The organism is Spirosoma fluminis, from assembly GCF_054778895.1.
The window spans coordinates 56,822-71,365 of record NZ_BAAGZD010000019.1 but is presented as its reverse complement, the minus strand read 5'-3'; the positions used below and the strand labels follow the sequence as shown (position 1 = coordinate 71,365).

7 protein-coding genes are annotated in these 14,544 nt (G+C 50.6%); 4 read left to right on the top strand and 3 right to left on the bottom strand.

The genetic code is table 11. From position 1 onward, the window contains the following. The first annotated feature begins 328 nt into the window (after positions 1 to 328). From ACYVBJ_RS19305 to ACYVBJ_RS19295, 3 genes are all read left to right on the top strand, one after another. Complete coding sequence (locus ACYVBJ_RS19305) at positions 329 to 457, top strand: hypothetical protein (RefSeq protein WP_460983945.1); 129 nt, start codon at positions 329 to 331, stop codon at positions 455 to 457. Positions 458 to 714: 257 nt separating this feature from the next. After that, positions 715 to 3,030 carry a glycosyltransferase family 4 protein gene (locus tag ACYVBJ_RS19300; RefSeq protein WP_460983944.1) on the top strand — a complete coding sequence of 772 codons (2,316 nt, stop codon included), beginning with the start codon at positions 715 to 717 and terminating at the stop codon, positions 3,028 to 3,030. Between the two features lie 115 nt (positions 3,031 to 3,145). Further along, on the top strand, positions 3,146 to 4,633 hold the full coding sequence (locus ACYVBJ_RS19295; protein ID WP_460983943.1) for a glycoside hydrolase family 130 protein: 1,488 nt from the start codon (positions 3,146 to 3,148) through the stop codon (positions 4,631 to 4,633). Positions 4,634 to 4,806: 173 nt separating this feature from the next. On the opposite strand, the gene ACYVBJ_RS19290 is transcribed toward ACYVBJ_RS19295, so the two are convergent. From ACYVBJ_RS19290 to ACYVBJ_RS19280, 3 genes are read right to left on the bottom strand one after another with little or no spacing between them, the layout of a single operon-like run. After that, a complete protein-coding gene (locus ACYVBJ_RS19290) occupies positions 4,807 to 5,646 on the bottom strand; it encodes a BT_3987 domain-containing protein (RefSeq protein ID WP_460983942.1) in 840 nt (279 codons plus the stop codon). 25 nt (positions 5,647 to 5,671) lie between these two features. Continuing rightward, positions 5,672 to 7,174, bottom strand: a complete 1,503-nt coding sequence (locus ACYVBJ_RS19285; RefSeq protein WP_460983941.1) for a SusD/RagB family nutrient-binding outer membrane lipoprotein — start codon at positions 7,172 to 7,174, stop codon at positions 5,672 to 5,674. 19 nt (positions 7,175 to 7,193) lie between these two features. After that, positions 7,194 to 10,460: a SusC/RagA family TonB-linked outer membrane protein gene (locus ACYVBJ_RS19280; protein ID WP_460983940.1), complete on the bottom strand. Its 3,267-nt coding sequence runs from the start codon at positions 10,458 to 10,460 to the stop codon at positions 7,194 to 7,196. An 838-nt stretch (positions 10,461 to 11,298) separates the two neighbouring features. On the opposite strand from ACYVBJ_RS19280, the gene ACYVBJ_RS19275 reads away from it, so the two are divergent. Next, positions 11,299 to 14,529 (top strand): SusC/RagA family TonB-linked outer membrane protein, encoded by a 3,231-nt coding sequence (locus ACYVBJ_RS19275; protein WP_460983939.1) that lies wholly within the window; start codon positions 11,299 to 11,301, stop codon positions 14,527 to 14,529. The last annotated feature ends 15 nt before the right edge of the window (positions 14,530 to 14,544 follow it).

Below are 14,544 nucleotides of genomic sequence, written 5' to 3'. Positions count from 1 at the left end.
TGTAACCTGCCTTATAGATTGCTAACCAACCCGGACAGCTTAGCACCTACCTCATCTATCAATCCGGTTACAACGCCGTTGCGGATTCCAATACGTTTGTTGGGTATCAGTCCCGTTACAACACTACGACAGGAAAAGGCAATACTTTTTTGGGGTTATGTCGGGGCGGGGTAACGTAACGGGCAACTGTAATACGTTCATTAGCCATGGAGCTGGGCTACGCTTTGTGTCCGTTGGCGGAGGTTGAGCAGTTTGTAAAATTAATAAACACCTACCTGACGTTTCGTCGGCCGATGAAGTGGTTAAGCAGAGATATGACGCATCGATCATGGATGCGCGGCTGCTTGAGAAGATCCAAGAAACCATGCCGTACATTATTCAGCTCAAGCGCGAAGTGGAGCAGCTACGGCAGCAGAACAAAAATCTACAGCGCGCTTTAAGAAAGACGAAAAAATAGTAAACATTATTCTTTAACGGGTGTACAACGCATACCGGCTTTTTTCACGCGAAAAGATGATGGGCTTTTTCCTTTTTTCAATATAAAATAGGGTTGAATTCATATATCAGGCAGGACTGTTCGCTCGTTAATCTACTTCGCTATTTGATACCGCTAAATTGTTTTGTTTTTACAAACAAAAGGCAGGTTAACCTACTTTTATAAGTAAAAGCATCTTAACCGCTAGAGTTATAGAAACTTATATACCATTCAACGATATGATCGATCAAATAAACGGCTCGGACATGTGGAGTCACAAACCCAAAAATGTAGCCTTTATCGGTGATTACCTTCCTCGTCAGTGTGGGATCGCCACCTTTACCGCCGATCTTTTCAAGTCGTACAATGCATTTATTCCGGAGTCAAAGCCGCAGGTTGTGTCGGTTAACGACGTAGCTGAAGGATACGATTATCCGAGCGAAGTTCGGTACGATTTTTATCAGCACGACCAGGAAGCGTACCGCAAAGCGGCCGAATTTCTGAATTCAAAGGATATTGACGTTGTTTGTCTACAGCACGAGTATGGTATTTACGGTGGTCCGGCGGGGAGTTATATTCTGACGCTGCTCCGGAACCTGACGATGCCCATCGTGACGACGTTTCATACCATTCTGAAAAGCCCGAGCGAAGAGCAGTTGCTGGTCCTGAAAAGTATTGCCGATCTGTCGGCGCGGGTCATCTGCATGTCGGAGAAAGGGCGCGATTTTCTGATCAATATTTACGACGTACCAGGCGAAAAAATAGACGTAATACCGCATGGTATTCCGGATATGCCGTTCGTTGATCCCCATTTCTATAAAGACAAATTCGGGATGGAAGGCAAGCAAACCATACTTACGTTTGGTTTATTGTCGCCCAACAAAGGCATCGAGCATGTGATTCGTGCCCTGCCCCGTATCGTTGAACAGGTGCCGAACGCGGTTTATATGATTCTGGGTGCCACGCACCCCAATCTGGTAAAACACGAAGGGGAGGTCTACCGGGATAGTTTGAAGAAACTGGCGGCCGATCTTGGCGTTCGGGACAATGTCCGGTTCTATAACCAGTTTGTTGAATTAGACGATTTGCTGGAGTATCTGGGCTCGGCCGACATTTACATTACGCCTTATCTGAACCCGGCTCAGATTACATCCGGTACGTTGTCCTACGCCTTTGGCTGTGGTAAGGCGGTGGTGTCGACTCCCTACTGGCATGCCGAAGAACTGCTGGCCGACGGTCGTGGTGTGCTGGTGCCGTTTGGCGATTCGGAGGCCATTGCCGATCAGCTTATCAATCTGCTTACTGACGAATCCCGCCGACATGGTATCCGTAAGAAAGCGTATATGTTGGGCCGTGAGATGATCTGGGAACGGGTGATTCAAGCCTACGCTGACTCATTTGTTCAGGCCCGGCACGAGCGGATGGGTCTGGTAAATAATCAGGCTTCGTATACGATGGGGGGGCTGAGCAGCTCTGCCTTCCGATTGCCTGCTTTACGGCTCGATCATTTGTATCGAATGACCGATTCAACCGGTATTATTCAGCATGCCCGCTTCCACCTGCCGTTCTACGAAGAAGGCTACTGCACCGACGATAACGCGCGGGCGCTCATTCTGGCTCTCACCCTTCTGGAAGCCAGCGCAGGAGATCAGAAGCTGGCCAAAGCGGCCGACAATTACTGTGCGTTTCTAAACTACGCCTATACCGATGAGCACCGCCGGTTCCGCAACTTCATGAGCTACGACCGCCGTTGGCTCGAAGAGGTAGGTTCCGACGACAGCACGGGACGAACGATTTGGGCATTGGGTACCTGCATTGGCCGGGCCACCGACCGGAACACCGTAACGTGGGCATTGGGATTACTCGAAAAAGTGATGCCATCGGTAGCAGATATGACCTCCCCACGGGCCTGGGCCTTTGCCTTGCTGGGCATCTATCAATACCAGAAAAAATTCAACGACGACCGGCTGGCGAAGACAATTCAGCGGCAACTGCTCGACAAGCTCATGTACTGCTACACGGAAACCGCAACCGAGGACTGGCCCTGGTTTGAAAACGTCCTGACATACGACAACGCCGTGCTGGCTCACGCATTTATTCGGTCGGGCGATGAACAGTGCGTTCGGATTGGTGTGCAGTCGTTGCAGTGGTTGCTCAAGCTCCAGACGGCAGAGCACGGGCATTTTCAGCCTATTGGCTCCAATGGCTTTTACGTGAAAGGGCAGCCACGCGCTTATTTCGATCAACAGCCGCTCGAAGCCCAAAGTACCGTGTCGGCCTGCCTGGCGGCTTATGAGGTAACTGGCGACGACGAATGGCAACGGACAGCCGTTCAGGTGTTTAAATGGTTTATCGGTCTGAATGACCTGGGGCTGCCCCTGTACGATCAGCAAACGGGTGGCTGCCGCGATGGCTTACACATCGACCGGGTCAACAAAAACCAGGGGGCGGAGTCTACCTTGTCCTACCTGCTGGCCCTGGCTGAACTGGACACGGTTCAAAAACGTCGTCGGGAAAAAAAGTCCGTTAACCTCGAAATTACGTCCTTAAGCTAAGTTGTTTAAATGAAGAGACAGAATTTTCAAGTTATACGCATCAGGCATTGCAGGTTACGGCCGCATTAGCCAATTTTAAGCGTGTATCTAATCGATTCTGTAACGTCTTTGCTGAATGAGTATTAAAGCAACCCGGACGGGTATTGTTCTCCGGCCCGACCCGACGCGTGTCTTGTTTCGTCCTTTTGATTTAGGAAGTACTACTCGAACGTTAAAAATCATCGCCCGGATCGGAGCGATGAGTGATGAAGAAGCGGACCGAAAACTTGACGAGGTAATTCGGGAGTTTGGCGGTCGGCATTATAAACTGGAGCGCTTTCTGCTGCAACGGTTTGAGCAGATAAAACCGCAGCTCCTGACCGACGAGCCACTCACCCAGGAGCGTAAGCTACTATTGGGGGCGTACTTCACGATGGAGTACTCGCTGGAGTCGGCCGCCCTCTTTAACCCGTCGATGATCTGGCATCCTGACCAGAGCAACGTACCGCCCGGTTATAAACGGTTCATCTTGAGCCTGCGCGCCACCGGAGAAGGACACGTATCGTCGATCTCGTTCCGGATGGGTTACATTGATCAGGAGGGTAGGATCGTTCTGCGGAAGCCGTCGCGTTACGTAACGTCGCCGGAGATTGTGCCCAACCATCGGTTTAACCGGGCGCAGTTTGAACGGAAGCTGTATGAGCTGAGGCTGGAAAACAGTATTCAGGAAAAAATGATGGCGGGGTTAGGCGATGAGTTCAGCCTGCCCGAACTGGAAACGCAGACAAAGCGCGTGCTGGCCCAATATCGCTACAATGCCGAATACGACACCATTGCCAGTGGTTTGCTGGCGCTGGCCCGCTCGAACTATGAAATTCACTTCGAGGACGACCAGAGTCTGGATGAACGCTGCATTTTTCCCACGTCGCCCAACGAAACCAATGGTATTGAAGATGCCCGGTTCGTGCAGTTTACCGACGACAATGGCGAGGTGGCCTATTACGCTACGTATACGGCCTATAACGGACGCGTTACGTTCCCGCAGCTGCTGGAGACAAAAGATTTTACACACTTCAACGTCAGCACTCTGAACGGAGCCGAGGTGTCCAACAAAGGTATGGCCTTATTTCCTCGTAAGATCAACGGGAAATACGCCATGATCTCGCGGCAGGATGGCGAGAATATTTACCTTATGTATTCCGACGACCTGTATTTCTGGCAAACCAAAGAATTACTTCTGAAGCCAACGTATCACTGGGAATACGTACAGCTTGGCAACTGCGGATCACCTATTGAGACCGAAGCGGGTTGGCTGGTACTCAGTCACGGCGTTGGTCCCATGCGTAAATACGCCATTGGTGCGTTTCTGCTCGATCTGAACGACCCCAGCAAGGTAATCGGCCGGACAACAGAACCGATCTTAAGCCCTGACGAAAACGAGCGCGAAGGCTACGTACCAAACGTCGTATACAGCTGCGGAGGCATTATAAACGGGAGTGACCTGATTATTCCCTACGCGATGGCCGATTATGCCAGTAGCTTTGCGACGGTGAACGTTGATGAATTGCTGGCGGAACTAACCGGCTCGAACAAAGCAGAGGAAGTAACCGCAACGGTTGCCTGATAGGAGGGTTTCGTTAAGCGAGAGTTATGGATTATACTTAAGGTAATCATTTCATATACAACGAACTGCTGACTTGCGTCAGCAGTTTATTTATAACTCACGCTCGTTTGATACGTAAAAAAGGCAGTCGGATAGATCCGACTGCCTTTTTTACGTATCCTGTTTGCCAGCGCTTAATTAACCCGCCGGATTGTTTCGGTAATCACCCGGTCACCACCAGCACCCGCGTAGCGATAGTTCAACGTGAACGTACGCGTTGTCGGGTTGTATGTATTCACCCCGCTTTGGATCGTTGCTGCGGCCGATGTTCCTTTCGGGATGATTGTAACCGTATTGTCGGCATTGATCTTTAGCCACATCGTGCTGCTGCCGCCCAGATCGGCATATTCCGTCTGGCTGGTTGTCTCATCGATACTGCTCAGCGTTTTCGGGCGGTTAATGGCCCGTGCTCCGGCTGTTGGGTGATTGAACGTACCCGTCGACTGATAGTTGCCCTCATAGTTATTACGTGGAACTACGGCCAGAATTTTGCTGCCGTAATTTGAGCTTACCACTACGCCATTCGTTGCGCTTTTGATCACGAACGGAATTGCATACGTATCCGTAAAGCTTAGCGAGGTCGTGTTCAACTGGAACGCGATGGGTGCTAAGCGTGAACCGGCCTTCACCGTAACCGTTGGGGTTAACAACTGATACATGGACGCAGGCAGCGCTTTGAACGACGTACCGTTCCGCGCGTTGTAGGCCGTCAGGGCAGCTTCATCAACGGCCACTGTCACCTGAATGTCCTGCGACGGCGGGGTTGGCGATGCAATGTTCACGTCGAACGAATCGGTAACAGCTGCCACTTTCAGGTAACTGCGGGTATCCTGAGCGCCATAGAAAGCCGATGACGGAATCTCCGCAACGGAGCCCACATTTTTGAAATCAACGAAGTGTTCATCATCGTTCAGGCAGGAGCTCAGACCTCCGGTCAGGCTCGCAGCGACGATGACGTATAAAAACTTTTTCATAATAGTTCTTTGCTGGTGTTATCGCTTATTTCTCCCAGAAAATCTTTGTCGTAAACTGACTAACCGTTCCCTGTGCGTTCACATTGGTCTGGTTATAGTTAAACTCGCTCTGCGGATACAGCAGACGTACCGGAATTTGCCGGATGGTTGTGCTTGGGTCCTGCGAGATCGGTACGTTCGGATAGCCTAACCGCCGGTAATCAGACCAGGATTCGAACGGATTAAACCCGTTGAGCGACGCCCATTTCTGGGTAATGATCGCCTGAAGCTTGTTCGTTGACGCTTCCCAGCCCACGTTGTTTACGGCTTGCGCGTAGTACGTAGCCGCCTGCGCAGCGGTCAGCCCGACATTCAGGAACGATTCGGTAATCGCTTCCTCGTAGAACGTCTGGGGTGTGCCGGTAATCCAGCCCCGCTGAGCTGCTTCGGCTTGCAGGAACAGCGACTCGTGCGAAGCCAGGATAATCGCATCCTGATCTGCACTTTCGAGCAAAGCCGGTCCGATAGCCGATACCTGGCTGTTCACCAGCGGATTGATGGTCCCGAAGAGTGTCGCATTAAACGTAGTACCTGTTCCGCCCACGGGGAAATAGAACCGGCCCAGGCGCGGATCGTTCGTTTGCTGATAAAAGTCAATGGCGAACTTGTTGCCCTTGTACTGGTTGTTCAGTTCCGTGGGCGTACCCGTTACTGTGCTGCCAAAGTTGCCGTAGAACGGATTCTGCCGGTTGGCCGAGTTGCTATAGCCGGGGTTGACAGCGGCAGTTTCGCCTTCGCCCAGGAACCCGTATTCCGAAGCTTTCAGCGTAGCCAGTTGCGCCTGGATAAACGCCTGCCGATCCGGTTTTTCGGACTGACGCAGTAGCATCCGCAGTTTCAGCGTGTTGGCAAACTTCCGCCACAGCTCCAGGTCGCCCTGAAACATGATGTCGTTCGAGCCCGGATTCCGCACGGTACCACCCTGAGCCGCTACCTCGTCGGCCTGATCGAACAAGGTCAGCGCTGCGTCGATCTGCTTGAACAGGTCTTCGTAAATCGTTACCTGATCGTCGTATTTGGGCGCTGCGGTAGCTACACCCGACAGGGCTTCGGTATATGGTACGTTGCCGTAGGTATCGACCAGAATCTGAAAGTGTAACGCTTTCATAATTTTGGCCATCCCCTGCACAACCGGCTGGTTTAAGGCCGCGCCCTGCGTATCGATGTAGTTATAGTTCTTCAGGATCAGGTAGCCATTGTCCCAGATACCCGCGCCGAAGGAGTTGGTAAACTGATAGTTTTTATCCGACGTACCAATCGAGTAGTTACCGCTCCAGTTCCAGTAGCCCATCCAAAGATTCAGGAAGGGGAAACGGGTTTGTATATAACTGGCGGTAGACGCTAACGCACTAGGCAAAACCAGCTCGGGCGTTGCCGAGGTCGCCTGGTTGGGATTATTGTTGATGTCGAGATAGTCGTCTTTGCAGCTCGACGATACCGCCAGCAACGCGACTAATGCCCCAACCGTTATTTTCTTTATGTTGAACATTGTTAGTTGTTGATTAAGATTAGAACCCAACGCTTACCCGGAAACCGTAGAACCGCGTAGGCGGGGTCTGGTATTCATTTGTTGTTCCCTGTGCGTTACTGTTATCCAGCGAGAATTCCGGATCGGAGAAAACGTTTGTTTTCGGACGTAGCAGCAGCAGATTCCGGCCGGTAAGGGCTACGTTCAGCGTCTTCAGGAATTTGGTTTTGCTCAGGAACGCAGCCGGTACGTTATAGCCTAACACCACTTCCCGTAGTTTCCAGAACGCTGCGCTCGTTACGTAGCTCGACGCGGCATTATGGAAACCTGAATTCGTCCAGAATTCCAGATTACCATCCCGGGTCGATACGCTCGTGTTCGGCGCGTAGGTTGGATTGCCCTGATCATCGCTGCCCGTTTGAATAACCGAGTTCGGATAGACGAAATTCTGACGGCCATTATAAGTTGACCGAATGCCGGCTCCCGTGAACTCGAGTGCGTTGCCAAGCTGGTTGTAGATCACGTTGCCGCCCCGGTATTCAACTACCGCCGACAGGGTGAAATCCTTGTAGCCAAACGTATTGGTCAGGCCGAAGCGATGGCGCGGCTGGGTTGTACCAAAGTACCGGATTGTGGGGTCCAGAATTGGATAACCCGTGGTCGAGTTAACAATGGCCTGGCCATAGTATGGGCTGTTCTGGTCAGTCACCCGTTGAATGTCCGATAAATACAAGGCTGGGTATGGCTGACCAACGGCCGCGTATACCGACGAACCTGAACCATCGGTGAGCGGAATATTGATGCGGTCAAGACCTGGATAAACCGACGTCACCTTGTTGTCGAGGAAGGTATAGTTCGTGTTGATATTCCAGGTAAAGCCACCCGTGTTAACGATTGGACGTAGCGTACGCAGTTCCAGCTCGATGCCCCGGTTCTCCATTGAACCCGTATTGATCAGGGCTGAGGTGTAGCCCGTAGCGCGCGAGATCTGAATCGGTACGGTCTGGTTCGTCGTTGTAGTCGTGTAGTACACGGCTTCCAGGTTGATCCGGTCGAACAACCCAACTTCAACGCCTACTTCGCGGTTGGTCGTGAATTCAGGCTTCAGGTTGGGGTCATTCTGCGTGTTTCCTAGCTCAAAGCCAGGCTGGCTGCCGAACGGGAACTGGGTACCCCCCGAGGCTGGATTACCGCCCGAAGACTGGTTAGTGCCGGGGTTAAACACGTTCTGGAGCTGATAGGCTGCTACGTTCACATTACCCGCTTTGGCAATACCACCGCGCAGTTTCAAGTACGTTAGGGCATTTCCGTTCTTCAGAGAAGGCAGGGCTTCGGTCAGAATTACCGATGCATCAACGCTGGGGTAGAAGAACGACCGGTTGTCAGGAGCCAGCAGCGATGTCCAGTCGTTACGTCCGGTCGCGTGCAGGAAGAACATATCGCGGTAGCCGATGGTCAGGTCACCGAATGCACCCAGCAGGCGGCTCTGTGCGTTGTATTCCGATACATTTGGTTCACCCAGTCGGTTCGAGATATTATATACGCCGGGAATCACCAGGGCTGCCGCGTTGGCATACGTGTTGCGACGATAGTCCGTACGGGTTTGCTGGCCCAGAATTAACTTGGTGGTGAAATCACCGAAGGTTGGCGTAATCGAAACCAGCAGGTCGCCCGTAAAGCGGGTGCGTGTGTCGGTCTGGTCAGTAACGGTAGCGCTGCGGTGTTGTACCGACGACGCGATGTTACCAGCACCCCAGGGGTCACCGATGGCATAATCACTGAACGTAACGTCGGCCACGTGTGATTTGAACTGCTGGTTCGATACCTGGCCCGACACGCGGTATAATACGTTCAGCCATTTCGTGAACTGATAGGCAACGTCGGCGTAACCCTGGAAGTTATACTGATTCGTTACCGCCCGCGAATTGTCGCCGGTTACCTGCCACCACGGGTTTGGGTAGTACGCATTGAAGAAGCCGTTTACATCGCCGTAGGGAGACGTAATGTCCTTGATCCGTGGGTCGGTTAAGGGAGCGTGTGCGGGCTGGTTCAGCAAGTTCCAGTAAACCGGACGACCTTGGCCGAAATCGCCATTCTCCAGGTTACGGTTCTGGTAGGTAAAGTTTGCCTTTGCCGTAACTGTGAACTTGTCAATGGTGCGGCCACCGTTCACCAGGAGGTTCGTACGGCTGAACCGGTCGTTGGGAACGATACCGCTCTGGTCAACCCGCTGAATGCCTAAGCCAAAAAAGTTTTGTGCATCCCCAATCCGGTACGATAAATCATGCTGTACCGTAGCACCCGTGTTGAAGAACGCTTTACGCGGGTCTTTCGCCAAAGCAGAATACGGAACCATCAACGTGTCCACACGAAGCGATCCGTCCGGATTTCGCACCTGAACGCCATAACCAAGTGGCTGCATAGAACCATTAAAGGCGGGACCGAACTGCTGGTTTTCGTAGGGAACGTACAACCGCTGGCCGTTGGCGTCGATAAACGGAGCGCCTTCGCCACCGTTCGAGCCATAGCTATTCTGGAGCGTCGGCATGTACGATACACTCTCGAACTGAGTATTGTTTGTATACGAGATTTGTGGCCGGTTATTAGTGGTACCGCGCTTGGTGGTAATTACTAATACGCCGTTGGAGGCATCTGACCCGTACAAAGCCGCTGCACTGGGACCTTTTAAGATAGTTGTGCTTTCAATATCGTTGGGGTTGATAGATGAAAGAAATGCAATATCCGTGAGTGCACCATCGACAACCAGCAAGGCCTGGTTGTTTCCGAGGAAGGAGCGGTTACCACGTATCGTTAAGCGTGGAGTCGACCCTACAGCGTTGTTGGTTAAGTTGACCTGCAAACCGGCAACTTTACCCGTCAACCCATTGGCAATGTTAACCGGAGCGGCCTGATTGATCTGCGAGCTGTTGATTTTCGTAACCGACGTACCGATTTCCCGTTCAGTCCGACGGATACCGAATCCCGTCACGACGACTTCGTTCAGGGTAGAGGCATCATTCTGCAAGACGACGTTAACCGAACTGCGATTCCCAACTGCGACATCCTGCGATTTGAACCCTACGAAGGAGAACGTCAGGGTCGCGTTTCCGCCGGCGTTAATCCGGTACGCCCCATTCGCATCTGTCGTTGTTCCCCGGCTTGTTCCTTTTACAACAATACTCACGCCGGGTAGGGCTGAGCCATCATCCGATGAAGTAACGAGACCCGTCACAACGGCATCCTGCGCCATCAGCGGCAAACAGAACAGCAGTGACATGAGCCAACTTCCAATTAGAACTTTTCTCATAAAAGTTGATGGAGATTTGTTTGAACTATAAAACTAATTTTTCAACAAAATTAAAGACTTATCTACCAAAAAACGAACCTTTTGTTTGCCAAAAGGCACTCACAACCATAATTTATAGATAGAAAAGCCTCTAAATGCCTAATTTCGATACGAAACCCTTTAATCTTATTTTAATGCATTAATTGTATTATTGTGGGTTATTACTTAGGTATAACTGTAGGAATTACTTACTAAAATTCTATACTTTCGAAAGTATATTTTGTACAGATCGTTTAAAAGATATATTCTATGGGTAAAATGGCTAATGATAACTACTAGTGATAAACAACAGACAATGATTCGTAATGTTTTACAAACTGGTGTTTACTTAGTTTATCTAAGAAGTAAGCAATTTTGACTCTGAGTAGTGGGAACGTATCGAGTATATGTTAGCGAAAAACAGTCGACTAATGGATATATAAAAGTAAAGACGCCATTTACTCAAAAGCGGCAAAATTCAGCGACTAATTTTTCAAGAACTGGGATTTAACAGGCAAATCATCCAACAGGGCCAGATTCACTTTTGAGTGTGGCCCTGTTGCCTATTGTATAGCCAGCGATTGGTCCTCGCTCAGTACTTAATTGCGTTCAAGTAAGGCGAAACCATACTTAGTTAAGGTACTCTATACAATTTATCCATCAACCGCTATTATTCAGAACATTATTTTGCTGACAGGCCGAATAGTAAGGGATGATTGAAAAAAAAATGAGCTTTGCAAAATCTTGTCTCAATAAATTTACTTTACTTTGGGGTAGTGGATATTATTTAAGTACTACTTCTTAACTTAAACGACGTTCTATGCGTAAATTTTTACTAGCACAGTTTATACTGTGTTTATTCGCTATTCCTTTGCTGGCCCAGGACCTGGCCATCACCGGAAAGGTCACTTCATCAGAGGACGGATCTGCACTACCAGGGGTTAACATCTCGGTAAAAGGCACAACACGCGGTGCCACGACAGATGCTGAAGGCATCTATCGAATCAATGCGTCAAAAGGCGAAGTACTAAACGCCAGCTTCATTGGCTTTACTTCCCAAACGATTAAGGTTGACAATCAGACGTCATTGAATTTTTCATTAAAGCCCGACGCTTCGCAACTTCAGGAAGTTGTAGTAACGGCGCAGGGTATCCGGAAAAGTCAGCGTGAGATTGGGTATGCTGTTTCTAAAGTAGAAACAGAAGACGTAACCGTTGGCCGTTCGCCCCAGTTAGCGCAGGCGCTTTCGGGTAAAGTAACCGGTCTGGCCGTTTACAACGTAAACAACAGCGTTGACCCAGCCGTAAAGGTTGTGTTACGTGGGTATCGCTCGCTGACCGGTAACAACGAAGCGCTGGTCGTGCTGGATGGTATGCAGACGACATCGACCATACTGGCCCTGATCAACCCCAACGACATCGAGAGCGTGTCTATCCTGAAAGGTGGACAGGCAGCTACGTTGTACGGGTCGGCTGGTATCAACGGTGCCATCATCATCACCACTAAAAAAGGCGTAAAAGGAAAACTCAAAGTATCGTATTCAAACAGTACCAACTTTGAGGACATCAGTTTTCTGCCGCAGATTCAGGACAAGTTCGGTTCGGGGTCTCACTATTACCCATCGTTCGGTACGGCTGGTTACAGCAACGACTATCTGGTACGGCTGAAAGAAAACTGGCGGCCCTACGAAAACCAGCAGTATGGGGATCAGTTTGATGGATCGCTGCGGATTCAGGGGCGGACCGCTGAGGATGGCAGCCAGCTCATTATCCCATACTCGGCTATTCCGAATGCCCGCCGGAAAGCGTTCAACACGGGTGTGTCGATGAACAATCAGGTTAGCTTCCAGGGGGGCGACGAAACCAGTTCGTTTTATTTGTCGCTGGAAAACCAGAAGATAGCCGGGATTGTGCCGAATGACCAAAGCGAACGTACGGGTGCACGCTTGTCGGCTACCAAAGAATACGGTAAACTGACCGCGGGTTTTAACGTCGGCTTTACGCAGGCTGTTTACGACCGTACATCGTCTGATTTCTATAACGATGTACTCAACCAGCCAGCCAACCTGCCCCTGAACGACCTGCGCAACTGGCAGACCAATCCGCTGGCTAATCCGAACGGTTTCTATAACGACTATTACAACAACCCGTATTTCAATGCCGACAACAATCGGATGAAATACAAAGATGCCAACCTGAACGGTAACCTGAACCTGAACTATAAGCCAACTTCCTGGCTGATGATTACAGAGCGTTTAGGGGTGATGAACAACTCCCGGACGGGCAAAAATACCACGGGTAAATTCCTGTATTCGGACTGGGCGAAAACAAAATCGTTTGTTCCGGCTCCCTTTTATCACGATGGCGATGGTACGGGCATCTACCGCGCAATCACCGACATCTTGGGTGGTGTGTTAGATTACTCGAACACGGAGAACGTCGTTAACAACGAGTTCCAGGTTCACCTGACGAAGGATTTTGGTCCGTTCACCAACAAATTAATCCTGGGGAACAGCATTTACCAGCGTACGACCAAAGCCATTGGTGTTGGGTCAAGTTCAATTGTTGTACCCGACGTCTATAACGTAGCGAACCGCCAGGGTGAATTGACCGGGGGTGAAGCAACCACGCAGGAGCGTCGGTATGGGTACTACGCTGACTTAACTATGAACTACAAAAACTGGCTGATTCTGAACGGTACGTTCCGTTTCGACGCTACGTCTCGGTTCTATAAGCCAGATCGTCCCGCCAATACCTGGTCGTATCCGTACTACGGTGCTGCTCTTTCGTTCATTCCAACAGACGCTTTCCCAGGTATTCGCAACGATGTCCTGAACTACGCGAAGATTCGCGTAAACGCCAATAAGAACGCTAACGACAATATTCCCTTATACGGTCTCGATCTGGCGTACGGCAATGGTACGGGCTTCCCTTATGGCAACACCGTTGGTCTGACCGTTGGTAACATCTTACCCGATGCCAGTCTGAAACCTGAAACGGTTTATTCGACCGAAATTGGTGGCGAATTCCAATTGTTCAACAACCGCGTCAATATTGATGTGTCGGCGTATACCCAGAATTCAAAGGGCCAGGTAATTACCGTTCGGGTTCCAAACTCAACTGGTTTTAGCAACCTGCTGATCAACGTCGGCGAAACCAAAAACTGGGGGTACGAAGCCGAGTTGAAATACCTGATTGCGCGGGGCGGTAAATTCTCCTGGGATGCGAGTGTTCGGTATTCGTACAACGACAACAAAGTACTTGATCTGTACCCAGGCATCAACGAGTTCCAGTACGGAGGATTTGCGTATGCCAACACGAACGTAATCAAGGGTGAGCGGTTTCCAATCCTGAAAACGGACGGCTATCAATACGCTCCGGATGGATCGGGTCGTGTGCTGGTGAACTCGATAACGGGCTACCCACTCCGCCAGACCACCTTGTCATCGCGCGGTGGTGTGCTTCCCCGCCATATTGCTGGTCTGGGCTCGAAAATCGAGTACGGTGATCTAGCCTTTACGTTTAACTTCGAATATCGGGGCGGTAACGTGATGTTCAGCGATCTGGGTCGCCAGATGACGTTCACCGGAACGGGTAAGTGGACCGAAAACCGGGCTCCGCACATCTTCCCGAACTCGGCTTATCTGGATGCTGATGGCAAAACGGTTATTCCGAACACGACTGTTAATGTACGTGAAGCGGAGTATGCCCTGTGGGTTGATAACTATCGGTTGGTATCAGAGAACTTCGTTACGCCAGCCTGGTTCATCAAACTTCGGGACATTAACCTGGCGTATCGCCTGCCACAAAGCCTGATGAGCAAAACAAAGATCTTCTCAGGGGCCAGCATTGCGCTTTACGGCCGGAACCTGTTCACGATTGTAGACAAACTGAACTACTACACGGATCCTGAGTTCAGCTACCAGGGTAACCCAACGCCAGGCAGCACAGCAACGCCAACCGCAACGTCAGCCCTTGGTATCGGTATCAATACAACCGGGCAGACCCCACCAGTACGTCAGTATGGTGTAAACATCAATCTTACGTTCTAGTAAACCATCGACTTT

Bases quoted from the DNA above. Each gene is read 5' to 3' on its own strand.
- ACYVBJ_RS19305 (WP_460983945.1), top strand. From the start codon at position 329: ATGGATGCGCGGCTGCTTGAGAAGATCCAAGAAACCATGCCGTACATT.
- ACYVBJ_RS19300 (WP_460983944.1), top strand. From the start codon at position 715: ATGATCGATCAAATAAACGGCTCGGACATGTGGAGTCACAAACCCAAA.
- ACYVBJ_RS19295 (WP_460983943.1), top strand. From the start codon at position 3,146: ATGAGTATTAAAGCAACCCGGACGGGTATTGTTCTCCGGCCCGACCCG.
- ACYVBJ_RS19290 (WP_460983942.1), bottom strand. From the start codon at position 5,646: ATGAAAAAGTTTTTATACGTCATCGTCGCTGCGAGCCTGACCGGAGGT.
- ACYVBJ_RS19285 (WP_460983941.1), bottom strand. From the start codon at position 7,174: ATGTTCAACATAAAGAAAATAACGGTTGGGGCATTAGTCGCGTTGCTG.
- ACYVBJ_RS19280 (WP_460983940.1), bottom strand. From the start codon at position 10,460: ATGAGAAAAGTTCTAATTGGAAGTTGGCTCATGTCACTGCTGTTCTGT.
- ACYVBJ_RS19275 (WP_460983939.1), top strand. From the start codon at position 11,299: ATGCGTAAATTTTTACTAGCACAGTTTATACTGTGTTTATTCGCTATT.